The organism is Lentzea aerocolonigenes, assembly GCF_000974445.1.
GTDB classification, from domain to species: domain Bacteria; phylum Actinomycetota; class Actinomycetes; order Mycobacteriales; family Pseudonocardiaceae; genus Lentzea; species Lentzea aerocolonigenes.
Map to the genome: position 1 here is coordinate 200,185 of NZ_BBOJ01000005.1, position 18,780 is coordinate 218,964.

Annotated in this window: 12 protein-coding genes; 10 read left to right on the plus strand and 2 right to left on the minus strand. The window is 68.9% G+C overall.

Annotated elements, in window-relative coordinates; genetic code table 11:
- Positions 1–151 precede the first annotated feature (151 nt).
- The 9 genes from AOM45_RS11625 to AOM45_RS11665 are packed head-to-tail and all read left to right on the plus strand — an operon-like array spanning position 152 to position 11,357.
- Positions 152–1,897 (plus strand): nucleoside-diphosphate sugar epimerase/dehydratase, encoded by a 1,746-nt coding sequence (locus AOM45_RS11625; protein WP_162185708.1) that lies wholly within the window; start codon positions 152–154, stop codon positions 1,895–1,897.
- Positions 1,894–2,844: an NAD-dependent epimerase/dehydratase family protein gene (locus AOM45_RS11630; RefSeq protein WP_030470084.1), complete on the plus strand. Its 951-nt coding sequence runs from the start codon at positions 1,894–1,896 to the stop codon at positions 2,842–2,844. The genes AOM45_RS11625 and AOM45_RS11630 overlap by 4 nt, the downstream gene beginning before the upstream one ends.
- Positions 2,841–4,115 carry a nucleotide sugar dehydrogenase gene (locus AOM45_RS11635; RefSeq protein ID WP_030470083.1) on the plus strand — a complete coding sequence of 425 codons (1,275 nt, stop codon included), beginning with the start codon at positions 2,841–2,843 and terminating at the stop codon, positions 4,113–4,115. Before AOM45_RS11630 ends, AOM45_RS11635 begins: the two co-directional genes overlap by 4 nt.
- A complete protein-coding gene (locus AOM45_RS48830; RefSeq protein WP_063757110.1) occupies positions 4,112–6,445 on the plus strand; it encodes a glycosyltransferase family 4 protein in 2,334 nt (777 codons plus the stop codon). Before AOM45_RS11635 ends, AOM45_RS48830 begins: the two co-directional genes overlap by 4 nt.
- Entirely contained in the window at positions 6,442–7,536 is a 1,095-nt protein-coding gene (locus AOM45_RS11645) for a glycosyltransferase (RefSeq protein WP_030470082.1), read from the plus strand. Before AOM45_RS48830 ends, AOM45_RS11645 begins: the two co-directional genes overlap by 4 nt.
- Positions 7,506–8,960, plus strand: a complete 1,455-nt coding sequence (wzy, locus tag AOM45_RS11650) for an O-antigen polysaccharide polymerase Wzy (protein WP_162185707.1) — start codon at positions 7,506–7,508, stop codon at positions 8,958–8,960. Before AOM45_RS11645 ends, wzy begins: the two co-directional genes overlap by 31 nt.
- Positions 8,957–10,159 carry a DegT/DnrJ/EryC1/StrS family aminotransferase gene (locus AOM45_RS11655; protein ID WP_030470080.1) on the plus strand — a complete coding sequence of 401 codons (1,203 nt, stop codon included), beginning with the start codon at positions 8,957–8,959 and terminating at the stop codon, positions 10,157–10,159. The genes wzy and AOM45_RS11655 overlap by 4 nt, the downstream gene beginning before the upstream one ends.
- The gene (locus AOM45_RS11660) at positions 10,156–10,746 is read left to right on the plus strand and encodes a sugar transferase (RefSeq protein ID WP_030470079.1); all 591 of its coding nucleotides are present in this window, start codon (positions 10,156–10,158) and stop codon (positions 10,744–10,746) included. Before AOM45_RS11655 ends, AOM45_RS11660 begins: the two co-directional genes overlap by 4 nt.
- Complete coding sequence (locus AOM45_RS11665; RefSeq protein ID WP_030470078.1) at positions 10,743–11,357, plus strand: NeuD/PglB/VioB family sugar acetyltransferase; 615 nt, start codon at positions 10,743–10,745, stop codon at positions 11,355–11,357. The genes AOM45_RS11660 and AOM45_RS11665 overlap by 4 nt, the downstream gene beginning before the upstream one ends.
- On the opposite strand, the gene AOM45_RS11670 is transcribed toward AOM45_RS11665, so the two are convergent.
- Both AOM45_RS11670 and AOM45_RS51720 read right to left on the minus strand, forming a co-directional pair.
- Positions 11,322–12,605 (minus strand): lipopolysaccharide biosynthesis protein, encoded by a 1,284-nt coding sequence (locus tag AOM45_RS11670; RefSeq protein ID WP_162185706.1) that lies wholly within the window; start codon positions 12,603–12,605, stop codon positions 11,322–11,324. The genes AOM45_RS11665 and AOM45_RS11670 overlap by 36 nt on opposite strands.
- Entirely contained in the window at positions 12,557–13,048 is a 492-nt protein-coding gene (locus tag AOM45_RS51720; RefSeq protein ID WP_162185705.1) for a hypothetical protein, read from the minus strand. Before AOM45_RS51720 ends, AOM45_RS11670 begins: the two co-directional genes overlap by 49 nt.
- 133 nt (positions 13,049–13,181) lie before the next feature.
- Here AOM45_RS51720 and AOM45_RS11680 point away from each other — a divergent pair, with 133 nt between their 5' ends.
- Complete coding sequence (locus AOM45_RS11680) at positions 13,182–18,773, plus strand: DUF7927 domain-containing protein (protein WP_030470075.1); 5,592 nt, start codon at positions 13,182–13,184, stop codon at positions 18,771–18,773.
- Positions 18,774–18,780: the final 7 nt, after the last annotated feature.

The window sequence follows — 18,780 nt, forward strand, 5'->3', positions numbered from 1 at the left end:
TAATGGGCCCCTGCCTTGCCGGTCTGACCAGACCAAGTGTTGGTGTGCGAAGGTGGGAATGAGGTGTGATCCAGTGCCCTCGACCGGTTGGGGATTTCGGCTTCTGCTGTGGGGAATCGATGCCACCGCGTGGATTGTCGCAATGGCGGCGGTGACCTGGTTCCGATACTGGTTGGAAGCAGCGGACGTCGAGGGGGCGCAATTTGCTCAGTTCGCGCCGATAGTTCTCGCCATTGCTGCCGTGGTCGCGCTGGCGGCGCGCCTCTACAGCGGGCGTTACCCGGTGGGCAGTCTCGAGGAGGCGGTGCGGCTGGCATGGGCCGCCGTCATCACCGGCGTGTTCGCCGCGATCGTCGACCTGTGCTGGGCGACTCCGCCCGTGCCCCGATCGGTACCGCTGACGTCCGCGTTCGTCGCGTTGTTCCTGGCTTGGTCAGGCCGTTGCGTGCTCCGGCGGGCTCACGAGCGCTGGGCGCCACCCGAACTGGCCTGCGCCCGGCGCGTGGTCATCCTGGGAGCTGGTGTCACGGGGGAGCAGCTGGTCCGGTCGATGCTGAGTGACCCGATGGGCGGTTACTTCCCCGTCGCGCTCGTCGACGACGACCCGGCGAAGCAGTCGCTCCGCCTCCGCGGCGTTCCGGTGAGTGGTACCAGGAAGGACGTGGTGGCAGTCGCCTCACGCACGGGCGCGACGCTGATCGTCGTCGCGCTGCGCGATCCCGATCCCGCTGTGCTGCAGGAGATGTCCGAGATCGCGCATCAGGCGGGTCTCGGTCTTCAGGTGTTGCCGTCGCTGAACGAGCTGCTCGGCTCGCAGGTCGATGTCGCGGATCTCCGTGAACTCGACCTCACCGAACTGCTCGGCAGGCAGCAGGTCCACGCCTGTGCCGATACGGCGGGTGAGCACCTCGCGGGCAAGCGAATCCTCGTCACCGGCGCGGGTGGGTCCGTCGGATCGGAGCTGTGCCGCCAGATTCACCGGTTCGGGCCCGCGCAGTTGTTCATGCTCGATCGCGACGAGTCGGCGCTGCACGCCGTTCGGTTGTCGATCTACGGCGAGGCATCGCTCGACTCGCCGGACGTCGTGCTGGCGGACATCCGGGACTCCGAGGCCGTGCGGATCGCGTTTGCCCGCTGTCAGCCCGACGTCGTCTTCCACGCCGCGGCGCTCAAGCACCTCACCGCCCTCGAGCAGTACCCGCTCGAAGCGTGGAAGACGAACGTGCTCGGGACGTATTACGTGCTCGAGGCCTCACTGGCGGCGGGTGTGAGCACGTTCGTCAACATCTCCACGGACAAGGCAGCGAACCCGACGAGTGCGCTCGGCAGCTCCAAGCGCGTCGGTGAGCGCCTCACGGCAGACGCCGCGACGCGTTCCGACGGCAAGTACCTGTCCGTGCGGTTCGGCAACGTCTTCGGCAGCCGCGGTTCGGTGCTCAGCACCTTCACCGAGCAGCTGGCGCAGGGCCGTCCGATCACGGTCACGCATCCCGAGGTGAGCCGCTTCTTCATGACCATTGCGGAAGCGGTGCAGCTCGTGCTCCAGGCGGCTTCGATCGGCCGCTCCGGTGAGGCCCTGCTGCTCGACATGGGCGAGCAGCTGCGGATCGCCGACGTCGCCCGCCAGCTGATGGAAGTCTCCGGCAGATCCGCGCCGATCGTCTACACCGGACTGCGCGAAGGCGAGAAGCTGCACGAGGAACTGTTCGGGCCCGGCGAGCTCGACCAGCGCCCGTCGCACCCGTCCATTTCACAGGTCGTCGTGCCTCCCCTCGATCCGGCATATCTGCTCTCGCTCGCCGTGGACTACGGCGAGATCGAGGTGATGACGGAATGCGCGACCGGAACCGTCCCGGTACCGCGCAACGCCCACAGCGACGCGAGCGTGACGTTGTGAAGATCGTCGTCACAGGTGGTGCGGGGTTCATCGGCGCCAACCTCTGCCGCGAGCTCGTGCGCAGGGGAGCACACGTGATCGTGCTGGACGACCTCAGCACCAGCGAGCAGAGCAACCTCGACGGGCTCGACGTCGAGCTGCGTGTGAAGTCAGTGCTCGACCGTCAGGCCGTGACGGACGCGTGCCGGAGTGCGGACTCGGTGGTACACCTCGCCGCGGTTCCGTCCGTGCCGCGGTCGTTGCTGGACCCGCGGCGCAGTCACGACGTGAACGTGACGGGCACACTGGAGGTGCTGCAGGCCGCCAGGACCTCCGGTGCGCACGTCGTCGTCGCCTCGTCCAGCTCCGTGTACGGAAGCAACCCCCTGTTGCCGAAGTCCGAGGAGATGGCATGCCTGCCGATGAGCCCGTACGCCTCCGGCAAGCTCGCTGCGGAGTCGTACGCCCTGTCGTTCCAGCACTGCTTCGACCTGCCGTGCACGGTGTTCCGCTTCTTCAACGTGTTCGGACCGCTTCAGCGGCCCGCGCACGCCTACGCCGCCGTCGTTCCGTCGTTCGTGTGGGCAGCACTGCGACGAGAACCGCTCGTCGTGTTCGGTGACGGGCAGCAGAGCCGGGACTTCACATTCGTCGAGTCGGTCGTGGAAGTGCTGGCCGACTGCGTCACGCGCGCCGTCAGCTGTGCGCACCCGGTCAACCTCGCCTTCGGCACGCGAACCAGCCTCAACGAGCTGATCACCAAGCTGTCCGCGTTGCTGGGTCGCGAACTCGACGTGGTGCACCGGCCTGCGCGCAACGGTGACGTACCGCACTCACAGGCGTCCAGCAGTGCGCTGCGCGGGCTTTTCCCTTCGGTGCGACCAGTTCCACTGGAAGCTTCCCTGTGCAGAACCATCGAGTGGATGCAGCGGCTGGTCAGTTCGGAGCCGTCGAGGTCGACCGCATGACCGCGGCTGGTGGCCAGGACAAGCTCGTGATCATCGGGCAGGGGTACGTGGGTCTGCCGATCGCGATGCGGGCCGTCGAGACCGGGTTCTCGGTCGTCGGGATCGACCTCGACGCCAGCCGTGTCTCGTCGTTGCGCGAAGCGCGGTCCTACGTGGGTGACGTGTCAGACCGTGAACTCGCCGCGGCACTGGAGAGCGGGCGCTACCTCCCGTCGGATTCCTATGTGGACGCTGAGCGGTTCACCGCCGCGATCATCGCGGTGCCCACTCCGCTGATCGGTGGAACGCCTGATCTCAGCTTCGTCGAGTCGGCGGCTGCGTCCATCGCACCGCACATCCGCCATGGCTCGCTCGTGGTCTTGGAGTCGACCACGTACCCGGGCACCACCGAGGAGCTGCTGGTACCCCTGCTGGAGCAGGGCAGCGCACTCGTCGCCGGCGTGGACTTCGCGGTCGGCTACAGCCCAGAACGCATCGACCCCGGTAACACCACCTGGACTCTGACCAACACACCCAAGGTGATCTCCGGTGTCAACCGGTCCTCGCTGCGCGCCGTCGAGGCGTTGTACTCACGGTTGGTCAGCACGACGGTGGCGGTGTCGTCGACGAAGGAGGCCGAGTTCACCAAACTGCTGGAGAACACCTTCCGGCACGTCAACATCGCACTGATCAACGAGATCACTCTCTTCGCGCGTCAGCTGGGTGTCGACGTGTGGAAGGTGATCGACGCCGCGTCGACGAAGCCGTTCGGGTACATGCGTTTCACGCCGGGACCCGGTGTCGGAGGGCATTGTCTGCCTGTCGACCCGACCTATCTGTCCTGGCGGGTGCGCAGAGAGCTGCATCGCCCGTTCCGCTTCGTCGAGCTGGCCAACGAAATCAACGACATGATGCCTCATCACGTCGTGAAACGGATCGGCGCGATCCTGGCCCGGCGTGGCAAGGGTTTGGCCGACAGCGTGGTCATGCTGCTGGGGCTCGCGTACAAGGCCAACACCGGCGACGTCCGCGGGTCACCCGCGCTGTGCATCGTCGAACTGCTCATGTCGCTCGGTGCACGGGTCGAGGTGGTGGATCCCCTTGTGGAGCCCCATCGTTGTCCGCCCGGCGTGAAACCCATCGAACTGTCGGAGGACGCGTTGCGGCTCGCGGACATCGTCGTCCTGCTCGCCGACCACGACGATGTCGACTACCCGCTCGTCGAGCGGGCGGCGGACTGCGTGCTCGACACCCGGCACCGGCTCACTGCGGCGCATGTGGAGTACCTGTGACCACGAAGGCTGATGTACCCGCCCGCCGGTTGCGGGTCGTACTCGTGCTGAAGACCAACCGCGGGTGCCTGTGGACGACACCACACGTCGACGCGTTGCTCGCGCGCGGGCACGACGTCGTCGCGGTGCTGCCGCCTGGTGAGGGCCGGTTGCGCCGAGAGCTCGCCGGCCGGGGTGTGTCCGTTGTGGACAGCCCGTTCGACTTCAGCTTCCGGCTGTCGTTCCACACGCTCGCCGGCCTGTTGAGGCTGCGCGGGGTGCTGCGGCGTCTGGATCCGGACGTGTTGCACTACCACCTGCTCGCCTCGGCGCTCGCGGTCCGGCTCACCAGCCTCGCGACCAGGGCCACGCGGGTGCACATGGTCGCCGGTCCCCTCTACCTGGAGTCACGGTTGATCCGGCTGGTGGAGCGGATCGCCTCACACCTGGACACCGTGACCATCTGCGGAAGCCGTTTCACCGCGCGGCTTTACCGCGAGCTCGGGCGGCCACCCACGCGGACACCGGTCGTTCCCTACGGTGTCGACACCCGGCTGTTCCGGCCGGCGAGCCCCGCAGAGCGCGTGGAAGCGCGTGCGAGGGCCGGTGCGGACGAGGCTTTCGTCGTCATCATGGTCGCACTGGTGTACGCGCCGAAACGCTTCATCCACAAAGGACGAGGCATCAAGGGGCACGACGTTCTTCTTGAGGCCTGGCAGAGGTTCAACGCCGATCACCCGGACAGCCGCCTCGTGCTGGTCGGCGGCGGGTTCGACGAGGCGGGTGCCCAGTACCGCCGGCAGCTGATCGCGAGGTTCCGGATCGCCGAGGACCCGTCCGTGACGTGGTTGGACAGCGTCGAGGACGTGCGGCAGTACTACGCGGCCGCGGACCTCAGCGTGTCGCCGTCCTTGTCCGACAACCACGGCGCGGCACTGGAGGCCGGCGCCATGGGTGTGCCCAGCGTGGTGAGCGACGCCGGTGCGCTGCCGGAGGCGGTCAACCGCGACGCGTGCTGGATCGTGCCGAAGGACGATCCCGACGCGCTGTTCGCCGCGCTGAACGAGGCTTACGCCGAGTACAGAACCGGACGGTTGGCGGAACGGTCCGATGCCGTGCGCGATCGGGTCGTGCGTTTCTTCGACAGCACGCGGGCTGCGGCCGCCGTGGCCGATGTGGTCGAGAACGCTGCGGAGATTCCGGTGGCCCGTGCACCCGGTGACCGTGTCATCAGCCTTTTCACCGAGATGAGATTCGGGAGCGGAACCGAGGCACCGGGCGGCTTCGCCAGATATCTGGACCTGGGCGACCGGTTGTGCGTGGTCGCCAGGACGACTGAACCGGAGGCCGGCGGGGGAGAGGCGCTGCGGCCGTTGCCGGACTACCGCGGTCCGGCGGGGTTGCTGCGCGCACTGCCCCGGCTCGTTTCGGCGATCGCCCGTGCGGTCGCCGATGCCGAGGTGATCGTGCTGCAACAGCCCGGCGCGATCGGGTTCGTCGCCGCCGTCGTGTGCAGGTTGCTGCGCCGCAAGTATTCCGTCGAAGTAATCGGTGACGCGTTCGACGTGCTCGCCGCAGGGACGTTCGGCCCCGCGGGCAGAGTGGTGGCGAGTGCCGCGGCCCGGCTGACGGGGTGGGTCGTAGGTGGTGCGTCAGCGGTGCTGTACGTGACCAATTTCGTGTTGCAGCGGCGCTATCCCGCTACCCCTGGACGGTTCACCATCGCCCTGTCGGACGTGCGCATGGCCGAGGGCATGCTGCTCGACAAACCACGCAAGTGGCTGCCGGGTCCGTTCTGCGTCATCGCCGTCGGTACCCACGAACAGCTCTACAAGGGCCACGACGTCCTGCTGCGAGCGTTGCACAGGCTGGTGGAGTCGAGGTTCGACGTGCACGCCGTGCTGGTGGGCGGTGGCAGGCGGCACGACGAGCTGGTGGCCGTGGCCGAGTCACTGGGGATCGCTGACCGGGTCTCCTTCATCGGACCGGTGTACGACCGCCGGCTGATGACCGTGCTGCTGGACTCCGCGGACCTGTTCGCGATGCCGTCCCGTGCGGAAGGGCTGCCACGCGCGCTGATCGAGGCGATGGCCCGAGCGCTGCCCGCCGTGGGCACCTCGGTGGGTGGCATCCCGGAGCTGCTGGAACGAGGTTGCCTGGTCGACGCTGACGACGACGGGGCGCTCGCCCGCGTCATCGGCCGGCTGCTCACCGACCCACGTGAGTGGGAGCAGCAGTCACGTCGCAACCTCGAACTCGCCCGCACGTACGAGACGACGTTGCTGGACGAACGCTTCTCGGCGTGGTTGTCGCACATTCCCGCCGCGTTGCCCGAAAGGAAGACCACATGACGCAGGATCCGGTGAAGGTGGTGCACGTCCTCGGGACGCTGGATCGCGGCGGCGTGGAGACCATCGCGTTGAGGCACTGCCGCTCGATCCCGGCTTCCCGCGTCAAGCAGACCTTCGTGACCCTCGGGCCGCACGAGGGTCTGCTCGCCTCGCAGTTCCGCGCTGCCGGAGCCGACATCTACCGCTGTCCCCTCAAACCCAAGATGACCTTTCCGTTGCGGCTGTGGAACTTGCTGTGCAGCCTGAGGCCTGACGTGGTGGAGTCACACGTGAGCCTCGTCAGCGGCCTTGTGCTGGCCGCGGCGTCGGCCGCGCGCGTGCCCGTACGGATCGCACGCATCCGCAGCGAGGGCGACGGGCGGCGCGACACCCCGGTGCGCAGGCTCCAACGAGCTCTGTTGCGGGAGATGATCTGCAACTCCGCCACCGACGTGATCGGCGTGACCAAGGCAGCGCTGGCGTTCGCTGATCCGCCTCCGCACGACCGCCGGTACCGCGTCGTGCCGAACCAGGTCGACGTCGACCGCTTCAGGCTCGTCCGCCGGGTCCGAGAGCCGGATGCCTCGCCGGTCATGGGACACATCGGCCGTGCGTCCGCGGAGAAGAACCGCGCGTTCCTGATGGAGGTGTACGACGAGGCCCGTCGCAGGTCTCCCGACGTGCGCTTGACCATCGCAGGACCAGGCGGTGTCGAGGACCTCGCCTCCGTCGCACCGCGCGTCGCGGCGGATCCGTCAGTTCACCTGCTGGGGCACACAGAGCGTCCGGAGGACGTGCTCGCCACGATCGACGTGCTGCTCCTGCCGTCACGTCGTGAGGGTCTGCCCAGCGTGGTCCTCGAGGCGCTGGCCTCGGGGGTGCCGGTCCTCGCGACCGACCTGCCCGGTCTCCAGGAGCTCGCGGCCAGGCTGCGCGGTCTGCACCTGCTGCCGTTGAGCGTGGGGCCGGGCAGATGGGCGTCCACGGCGCTCGCTCTGGCGAGCACCTCGGAGTCCGAGCGGGCGTTGATCGCCGAACGGATCCGCGATTCGGAGTTCGCCTTGTCACCGGACGACCAGTGGTGGCGGACGGTGTGGACCGCGTCGCGATGAGCGGTCCGCGCAGGCCAGCCGGTGACGTGCCGCTCAGCCTCCTCGCAGGAGGTGGCACCGGGTGGCGTCGGCGTGCCGATGAGGCGGCAAAGACGCACGGGCGCCGTGGGCGATCCGGGGTGGAGCCGGGCGAACTGCCCGTCCTGCGGGACGGCGCGATCCCTCGTGAGCTGCCGGCTCGAATCGCTTTGGTGGCAGCGGCGGCGGTGGTGGCGGCCGTGGGGTGGCGGGTGCCGTCCAGCGGCGTGGTGCCGGCGGCTGTGACCTTCTGGGCATCGTGGTCGCTGTGCCTCGCCGTGCTCGTACGCGGGCATCCGCAGGGCATCTACCGTCCCGCGGCGACCTACCTGGTGTTGTTCGGCCTTTTCCACGGCGGGCTGTTGCTGAGCGTCGCGGTTCGTGGTGACTCGGTTTCCGAGGACGCGCGATGGCTCGAGGACGCGCACACGCCGCAAGCCGTGTCACTGGCCGTGCTGGGCATGGTCGGGTACACCGTGGCTGCCGGGCTGGCCGGTCGCGGCGCGCCACCGGCGGCCGCGAGTCGCGGCGGTGCCGTGACGGGGCCGCTCGGGTTGGCCGTTCAGCTGGCCGGGACCGGGATCTTCGCCGTCGCTCTGGTGCGCGCCGGTGGGATCGACCTTCTCTGGGGTGGCTACAACGCTTACGTGGAGGCGAACGGGACAGACACCCTGCTCGCGTTCGGCACCCTTTGCTCCGGGACGGGTGCGTTGCTGGCGGTGTCGGCGGGCGGGCGCGCGCGGGTCGCCGGCTGGGCCGGATTCGTGCTGTACGCGGTGATCGCGCTTCCGCTCGGGACTCGGGGAGAGGTGCTCTTCCCGTTGATGGCCATGGCCGTGATCGAGGCGAGGCGGCACCGCATCCGTCCGCTGTGGACCGCTCTGGCGGCTGCCGGTGTGCTCTTGCTCGCCGATGTGGTCCGGCAGACCCGGATCGGTGGAGTGCTGTCGCCGTCGTGGTGGCTGACCGCACCGCTGGACGCCATCGCCGAGATGGGCTTCTCGCTGCGTCCCGTGGTGGTCGTGCTCGGCTGGGACGAGCCCGTGCGGGCCGGAGCGACCTTCGTCGCCGTACCGGTGCGATTTCTCGAGTCCTTCCTCGGCTGGCACGGAGGCTCACCCACCTACGACGACAGATTGTTCAACGTCGAGATCGCGAACCGGGCAGGACAGATCGGAGGTTCTCCTGTGGCTGAGGCGTTCCACAACTTCGGCACGCTCGGCGTGGTGCTCTTCATGGCGGCGCTCGGTGTCTTGCTGGCGCGGCTCGAGAAGCGGTCCGACGCGGTGATCGGCGTGGTACTGCTGCCATTGATGATCCAGGTGCGCAACAGCTTCGCGCCGGTCCCGGTGCAGATCGGGATCGGGTTGTTGCTCGTCGCCCTCACCAGGGTGAGGCTGCGATGAGCGAGCTGGCTGTCCACGGCGGCGTGCCGGTGCGCACGACCCCGATGCCCCCGTGGCCGTACTTCGACGACGAGGACCTGGAAACAGCGGTGACGGTGCTGGCCTCCGGTCGGGTCAACTACTGGACCGGCGTGCACGGCAGAGCATTCGAGACCGAGTTCGCCGCCGCCGTCGGGACGGACTACGCGGTCGCCGTCTCCAACGGTACTGTCGCGCTGGAACTGGCGCTGCGGGCCCTTGGTCTCGGTCGCGGAGACGAGGTCGTCGTTCCCGCGGCCACGTTCATCGCGACCGCGAGCGCGGTGGTCGCGACCGGGGCGTGCCCCGTGATCGTCGACGTGGACCCTGCCAGCGGGTGCCTCACCGCGAGCACGGTCGCGGAGGCGATCACGGGCCGCACGAGGGCGATCATCGTGGTCCACCTCGCCGGGCATCCAGCCGACATCGACCCCGTTCTGGAACTCGCGCGCAAACACGGCCTGCGTGTGGTGGAGGACTGCGCCCAGGCGCACGGGGCTGTCCACAGCGGACGGTCGGTCGGTGCCATCGGAGACATCGCCGCCTGGTCCTTCTGCCAGGACAAGATCCTCACCACGGCGGGTGAGGGCGGCGCGGTCACCACGTCCGACGAGACGCTGTGGCGCCGCTGCTGGGAGATGAAGGATCACGGCAAGAGCTGGACGGCCGTGCATTCCCCGCACCCGCCCGGTTTCCGTTGGCTGCACGACAGTTTCGGCACCAACGCCCGCATGACGGAGGTACAGGCGGCGATCGGACGCAACCACCTCCGTCGTCTCGACGGCTGGCTGGCACAACGAAGGGCCAACGCCGCGGTCCTGCTGGAAGCGCTGGCCGCCGAGCCGGCCGTCGACATCTCCCTGCCGCCCGCCAGGGTGGAGCACGCGTACTACAAGTTCGTCCTCCATCTGCGGCCCGAACGGCTGATCCCCGGCTGGACCAGGGACCTCGTGGTCGACGCCGTTCGCGCGGAAGGCGTTCCTTGCCTGCACGGCGGATGCAGCGAGATCTATCGTGAACGGGCGTTCGCCGCGGTGCCGGGCACACCGGAGCAACTGCCCGTCGCCGCGCGTCTCGGCCGCACTTCGATGATGCTGCTCGTCCACCCGACGTTGTCCAAGGCGGACATGGAGGACACCGCCGCCGCGCTCACCAAGGTTCTCCGGGTGGTGACGGCATGATCCGGCGGATGGTGGACATCGTGATCGCGGCGGCCGGGCTCGCGGTGCTCGGGCCGGTGCTCGCCGTGGTGGCCGTGCTGGTCCGCTGGCGAATGGGCTCGCCCGTCCTGTTCCGCCAACGGCGCAGTGGATTGCACGGCGCGGAGTTCTCCATCGTCAAGTTCCGCACCATGCGACCACCGCGATGGTCAGGGCAGCCTGATCGGGAGCGTGAGACCAGGCTGGGCGCCGTGTTGCGCCGCACGAGCCTGGACGAACTGCCACAGCTGGTGAACGTTCTGCGCGGTGAGATGAGCCTGATCGGCCCGCGGCCGACGCTGCCGGACCAGGTTCGCCACTACAGTCCGCGCCAGCGAGAACGGCTCTCGGTCCGGCCAGGCCTCACCGGATGGGCTCAGGTGTCCGGGCGGAACGCCCTGAGCTGGCCCGAACGCATCGAACTCGACCTGTGGTACCTGGAGAACCGAAGCCGGCGGCTCGACCTGGTGATCATCCTGCGCACCGTCGGACAGCTGCTGCGTCCGCACGGGATCACCGGAGCCGGCGGGGTCAACCCCAGGTTTCCCGAAACGGAGGAAGCGGGATGACGGAGTTCTACATCGCCGGCGCCGGTGGTGCGGGCAGGGAGGCGCTGGACATCTGCGTCGCTCTGGGTCAGGAGGTCACTGCGTTCGTGGACGACGCCGTGGCCGGTCAGCTGGTGCGAGGACATGTCGTGTGCCTGCCGGAGGACACCGCCGCGAGGGCGCTGTACGTCGTCGCGATCGCGGACACGGACGCCCGCGTGAAGGTGTCCAGGCTGCTCGACGGGCTCACTCTGCGAGCCGGCAAGCTGGTCCACCCGAGCGCGGTGATCGGTCCGACCACCATCACGGGAGAGGGTCTCGTCGTGCACGCCAACACGACGATCTCGAGCGGCGCCAGGATCGGCGTCCACTGCCAGGTCCACTACAACGCCACGGTGGGGCACGACACCGAGCTCGAGGACTACGTGACCGTGCTGCCAGGAGCCAACGTTGCCGGGAACGTGCGGCTCGAGACCGGGGTCACGGTGGGATCGGGCGCGGTCGTGCTGCAGGGCCGCGTCGTCGGCGCGGGAGCCTGCGTCGGCGCGGGCGCCGTGGTGACGCGCGATGTGCTGCCGGGGACGGTGGTCGTCGGATCACCGGCCGCGCAGCTGCTCAAGACCAGACACTGAAACCCGCTTCCGCAGCAATGTCCACGCCACAGTGGACAGTCCGGCGTACAGGACGGCCGATCCCACCGCGACGCCGACTGCACCGCCCAGTGAACCGGTGACACCGTAGACACCGATCGCGCCGGCCGCGCCCGCTGCGCCGAGGACGCCTGCCGCCGTGGTCCACCCGCCACCGATCAGGCCACGGCTCGCGACGACGAACGGCGCGAAGCACACCTCCGCGGCCACGAGGATCACCAGCAGCTCACGGGCGTCGCCGAACGCCTGCCCGAAGAGCGGAACCACGAGCAGCCACGCCGCGAACACCACGAGCAGGCCGGCGGCGGCGGTCGTCGCCACCGCGAGCAAGGTCGTTCTGACCAGGTTGGGCGCTCCCCGGCCCATGGAGATGTCCCGCAGGCACATCTGACCGAGCGCGGCCGAGAGCATCCGGGGGATCTCGCCGAGCGTGGCCGCGAGCGAGTAGACGCCCACCGCTGCGGTGCCCGCCGTGAGCCCGATGGCGTACCGATCCGCGCGCAGCACGACCACGAGCCCCATGGACAGTCCGAGCGTCGGCGCACCGAGGCGCAGCAACCCGCTGATGGCGCCGCCGGAGATCGGCGACCAGTTCAGCAACCCACCACGGCGCAGCGCCGCGGTCTCGGCCACCACCACCACGCCGACTCCGCCTGCCTGAGCGAGCAGGAGCGACGCGGCGCTGCCCGCGCCCGAGGCCAGCAGCACACCGGCGAGTCCGCCCGCGCTCGTCACCGCCGCCGCCACCCCTCCGCGGCGGAGCAGGCCGTCGGCGAACCACGCGTCGACGATCTGGCCGACGACCATCTGGGAAGCGGTGTAGCACCCGACCGCGAGCAGAAACAGCGGTCTGGCCAGCGCGCTGTCGATGATCGGGGCTGAGGCGGCGGTGCTCGCCACACCCAGCAGCGCCGCTGACAGCGCTCCGACCGCGGAACACCGCGCGAACGCGGAAACCAGTGCCGGCCGGTCGCTGTCCGGGAGGCAGAGCTGCCGGCGGAACGCGGACCCGATACCGAATCCGCCAATCAACGCACAGAGGCTGCCGATCGTCACGCCGAGCACCATGATCCCGCGCTCGTCCGGGCCCAGCACGCGAGTTGCGATGAGGGCGGCGCCCGCGTTGCAGGCGAACTGAGCGGCGCTGGTGCCGAACATCGTCATCAGCTGCCCGAGTCGGGTCATCGCGCGGCGTGACGTCCAGTCGGCACGGCGGTGTCGAGTGCGCACAGCCGCCACGCGACCTCCACCGACGAATCGAGGCAACGGACCAGGTGCCACGGCTCGTCCGCCACCCACCGCCGTTCGTCCGTGACGGTGAGGTGGGCCTTGCGCGTGCGGTTGTCGGAGAAAGCGATCCGCAACGCATGGTCGCTGTCCTTGCGTGCTTCGTCCACGGTCATTCCGCTCAGCCGTGACAGCACTTCCAGGTGGTGCGGCCGAACACGCCTGTCCCGGCCGGACACGCCGAGACGCCATCGGTAGTCCTCACCGAGGAAGGCACACGCCTCCGTGCCGTCGAACCGCACCCGCCAGTGCGTGCTCAGGTCGAGGCGCAGCTCGTAGTCGCGTTCATCGCTGTAGAAGACCAGGAAAGGGGTGCGTTGCCGTTCCCCCACCGCCACCACGAACGTGCCCGTCAACTCCGCAGGGTTCGCCATCACATGGGGCATTCTCGCCTCATCAGACCAGGTCATGAGCCCTTTTTCACACGAATTCGTGAGATCGGGTTTTTGCGCGTAATCCCTTTTCTCCCAGGGGTCTGAATTCAGAAGAACCGATGTGTGATCACTGGAGGAAGTACTGATGTCCCGTTGGACGCGGCTGGCTGGAGTCTGTGCCGTAGCCCTGCTTCTCGGCACCGCACTCAGCCCGTCGCTCGCCCTCTCGGCCCAGCAGTCGGAAAAGCCGATCGGCCCCGCCGGCACACGTCTCCGATCGCCACAGACGTTCTTCGCCTACCTCAAGCCCGACGAGAAACTCGACGTGTCGTTCGTCAAGGACGACGACCTCGCCGGCAGCCTCGCGGAAGATCTCGTCGTCGCGGTGCGACGGCCTTCGGGAGCCGACGTCAGCTGCACGATCTCCGACAGCGATCCCGAGGGCACCGCGTGCACGTGGTCCGGTCTGACCGCCCCGGTAGCCGGTATCTGGGCGGTGGAGGTGACCGTGTCGGCCTGTCCCTCCACCGGAATCTGCGGGAGGGACAGCTACGGCTGGGACGTCACCGTGCGGAACGGCGTCACCGGCCTACCGGGCCGCGTGTGGTCCGAGCGGTTCGCGATGAACCAGGACCCGTCGTCACCGCCGGTGGACCTCTCCTTCTGGTACCAGAGCGAGTTCGGCTACACCTACCGCGCGACCTATCGCGGCTACCACGGCATCGACTCGACGTTCGAGGCCGACAGCTTCGGCATCGTGCAGGACGGCACCTGCACGTCCGCCTACCAGAGCAGTGCCACGCCGCGGCCGGCGCGAGGTGCGTGCGGCGGTGTGTTCAAGCTCTTCTTCGAGTCTCCCTCACCGGATCTCCCCCCGGCCGCCACGCGCTGGAACGGCACCACGGACTGGATCAGGCAACCGGAACCCGCCCCTGCGGTGATCACAGGTGGCACGTTCACACCTTCGGCGCCGGGGACACGTGCGGGCACCCTCGCGTTCGACCTGAGCGGCTACAGCGGTCCGCTCACGGTGCACGTCGACGTCAACGACGACGGTGATCACACCGACCCCACCGACCGCACGCTCCCGGTCACCGCGGCCGCCGGCGCCGTCGTGGTGCCGTTCGACGGGCTCGACGGCGCCGGCGCTCGCATTCCCGCCGGACAGTCCTTCTCGTTCGAGGTCGTGGTGGACAGGGTCGCCGAGATCCACTTCGTCAACACCGACGCCGAGTTGCGCGGCGGTGGCATCGACGTGCACCGGCTCAACGGTCCCGCCTTCGGCAGGACGACCCTGCAGTGGAACGACACCGCCTTCCCGAATCCCGACCGCGAACGCTGCGGTGCCGCTCCGATCACCGACGGACGCACCGGCATCGGCAGCGCGGGTGGTGTGCACGGCTGGGGCCTGGGCACGTGTGGCAGCGTGGCCGGTGCCAACGCCAACGACGGCGTCCACGGAGGGTGGGGCGACCTGCGCGCGATCGAGGAGTGGACGTACGTCCCGATCCTGGTCACGCACACGGTCCGGGTGCCGGGCCGGGACATCCGGATCGCCAAGACGGCGAGCAGGTCGGCCGCGCAGCAGGATGACGTCGTCACGTACACGATCACGGCTGAGCACGTGGGCGACCACGTCCACACCCTCACCGGTCCGGTCAAGCTGACAGACGACCTCTCCGGAGTTCTCGACGACGCGAAGATGGAGGGCGTGCCGGTGGCGAGCTCCGGCACGGTGTCCTTCGTCTCGCCGGTGGTGTCGTGGTCGGGTCCGCTGGCGCCGGGAGAAACGGCGGTGATCACGTACTCGGTGCGGGTGAACCGGTCGGACCTCGGCGACAGAAGGCTTGTCGGCGCCGTCAGGTCGGACACTCCTGGCGCCGACTGCGCCGCGGCGTCGGCGAATCCTGCCTGCACGACCGTCGTGCACGTGCCGAGCCTGAAGATCGTGACCACTGCGGACCGGGCCGAGTTCGAGCCGGGAGGCACCGTCCTCTACACGGTCACGGTGACCAACGACGGTCAGGTTCCTTTCACCGCGAGCGATCCGGCGAGCTTCGCCAACGACCTCACCGGCGTCCTCGACGATGCGAAGCTCGCCGCAGACGAGGTGACGGCGTCCGCGGGCGCCGTCGACTACGACTCGCCGGTGCTGACGTGGACCGGTCCGCTGGACGTCGGCCAGACCGCGTCGGTGACCTATCCGGTCGCCGTGACCCGTCCGGACACCGGCGACGGGGCACTCCGCAGCACCGCGACGGGACCTCCCGGTGTGGCACTGACCTGCGCCGCGTGCGAGGTGGAGTTGCTGTCCAGCACCGTGTCGGTGAACAAGAAGGTGTTGGCCAGGACGCTGAACCCGGACGGCTCCTTCACACTCGTCTACGACGTCGTGGTCACCGGCGGTGGCTCGGCTCCGTCCACCTACGACCTCAGCGACACGCTCCGGTTCGGTGCGGGGGTCGCGGTGAACGCGACGAGCGCGCTCGACCTGAGCGGAACGACCGTCCCCGTCGGCTGGGACGGTGTTGGCGAGACGTCGGTGGTGACCGGTGTGAACATCGCTCCGGGTGCGAGCCACACCTACCGGCTCACCGCGGTCGCGACGCCGAGTGCGATCGTGACGAGCGCCGCCGCCGACTGTTCACTGGATTGGGGAGAGCCCGGCACCGGTTTCCACAGCACGGCCACCGTGACCAGCACCGGCGGAACCAGCAGTGCCACCACCTGCGAGCCGATTCCCTTGCCCGCCTTCGGCAAAGTGGCGCTGCCGGAGCCGCCGGCGCCCGTCGGTGACGCGTTGAGCCACAGAGCTGGTCTGTCGATGGTGTCGGCGTCCGCACGGTCCGTGGTCACGGATTCCGGCTGGGGTGAAGGGGCTGCCGCTGTCTTCGCGTCCGATGTGGACAGCCGGCGGGACACCTACTCCGCGACCGCGGGCGCGACGGTGGAACCGGAAGCCGGGGTCGCGGCGATGGACTGCACGATGACGGAAGGCGAGAACGCGACCGATTTCTCCGGCATCGCGACGCTGACCGCCAACGGTCCGTCTCGGCAGGTGGACGGGTGTGCCGAGCAGCAGAACCTCGTCGTCGGCATGCAGGCCGCCGGCACTCCGGTTCCCGGTGAGGACGGCACCTTCACCCAGGCCTATGACATCACCGTCGGCAACCGCGGTGAGGGAGAGGCCGTCTATGATCTCGCCGGCCGGCTGTGGTTCGGCAAGGGTGTCGCGGTCGAGTCCGCCGCGGTGGTGAACACCACTCCGGGTTCACTGCCGGTCAAGCCCTGGTGGGACGGAGGGGCGGACACCGCGCTCGTGAGCGCGGTCGCGATCGGTGGCGGCGTCACGCACGTCTACCGCATCGCCGTGGTGATCACTCCCGATCCGGACGTCACGACTGGTGCGGCCGCGAACTGCGGCCTCGACTCCGGTGAGACGGGCACTGGCTTCCGCGCCATCGCCACCCTGTCGCACGACGGCCGTGCGCAGCAGGCCGTCGCGTGCACCGCGCCACCGGCGATCTCCGTCGCCAAGGGCGTGACCGCCACCGTGCCGAACAGCGACGGCACCTACACGATCACGTACGAGATCGTCGTGACGAACGACGGCTGGAGTGCCGGCCACTACGACCTGGCGGACTCCCTGGAGTACGGCGCCGGCGTGGAGGTGGTCGGCGCGGAGGTCGTGACCCCACCCGCCGCGGGGCCGGGTACGGGATGGGACGGCACGAACGACGCTCTTCTCGCGGAGAACGTGACCATTGAAGGCAACGCGAGCCACGCCTACACGGTGACCGTGGTCGTTGCCCCACCGGACGACCCCGCTCCCGGGGCGCTGGACTGCTCCCTCGACTCGGGCGAGAGCGGAACCGGTGCGCGGAACACCGCCAGGGTGACGAGCAACGGTGTCGTGAAGGGAGCCACCGCGTGTGCCGCCCTCGCACATCTCTCGATCACGGAAGCGGTGCTGCCCGGCTCGCCGAGGGCGAACGGCGACGCCACGTTCACCGTCACCTACCAGATCGACGTGCGGAACTCCGGTGCCGAGCCGACGACCTACGACCTGACCGAGGAACTCCTTCCCGGCAAGGGCATCAGTGTCGTCTCGGCGGTCACGCCGGCGAGTCCCGGCTGGAACGGCACCGATGAGCAGAAGATCGCGAACGGGGTCGCCATCGGCGCAGGGGAGCGTGACACCTACCTGCTGACGGTTGTGTACGTGGTCAACGTCGTGTACGCGACGAGCACCACGACGGACTGCCTGATCGATGACGGGGAGGCCGGATCCGGGTTCGGCGGCCGCGCCATCGCGACGGGCCTCGGCCTGCCTCGCACGGCTTTTGCGTGTGCTGAGGCTCCCGTCTTGTCGATCAATCACACGATGACGGGGCTCACGTCGCGCGAGGACGGTTCTCACACCGCGGTGTACGAGATCGCCGTGACCAACCTCGGTGCCGGAGCGGGCCACTACGACCTGACCGACGACCTCAGGTTCGGGTCGGGCGTCGAAGTGGAGAAGGTCGCGGTGAGCGCGATAGGCGACGCTCCGGCCCCGGACAGCGGGTGGCACGGTGCGGGCGGCCTGGTTTCAGATGCGCGGATCGACGGTGGTGACACTCAGGTGTATCGCGTCACAGTCGTGGTGACATCGGAGGCCACCGGCAAGGCGGCGGACTGCGTCGTGGATCCGGAGGAGACCACAACCGGTCTCCGCAACGTCGCGACGATATTCACCAACGGTGTCACGGAGCAGGCGGTCGCGTGTGGTTCGCTCGCCGGCGTCTCGGTGGCGCAGGACGTCGTCCGCACCACTCCGCTCGGCGACGGCTACCAGGAGATCAGTTACCGGATCACCGTCGCCAACGACGGCGTGGCATCCGCCACCTACAGCCTCCACGACACACTGAGGTACGGCGTGGGCACCGCGGTCCGCTCTGCCGTGATCGACGGTGCGCCGGACTGGAACGGCGCTCTCCAGCCCGTCGTGCGCACCGATGTTCCCGTGGCGGCGGGAGAACGGCACGTCTACGCCGTGAAGGTCGTCGTGGCGCCTCCAGCGAACGCGCGCGCCGAGTCCTTCGACTGCGTGCTCGACCCCGACGAGGAGGGCACCGGTGCGCTGAACACTGCGGCAGTGGTGGTCGACGGCGTCACGAAGTCGGCCGATGCGTGTGCCGCGTTCCCCGGAGTGACGATCACCAAGGAGTTGCTGCCCGGCTCACCGAAGGCCGGGTCCGACGGCGAGGTCGTCGTGGACTACCGGATCACTGTTGTGAACGGCGGCGCCGCGGACATCACCTACGACCTGGATGATCGGCTGCACCTCAGGAACGAGACGGAGGTGACCAGCCTGGTGGTGCGGATGAGTCCTGATGTGGCTCCCACGAACCCCGGCTGGAACGGCCGCTCCGACTCCTGGATCGCTCGCGGTGTGCATCTCGCGCCGGGCCTCGGCCACAGCTACGTCGTCACCGCGCGCGTCGTGCCCGATGTGACGGACGGCGACGCGCCGAACTGCGCACCGGATGCGGGAGAGGACGACCGCGGTCTGCGGGACGAGGCGACCGTGACCGTCAACGGGACCGCGCTGACCACCGAGGCCTGCGCGCCGCTTCCCGTCGACGAACTCGCCAGGACCGGTGTTGACATCAGGTCGCTCTGCGGCGTCGGTTTTGCGTTGCTCCTCGCGGGAGTCTTCCTCGTGCTCGCCGCTCACCGCCACAGGACCGAGTGACGCATTG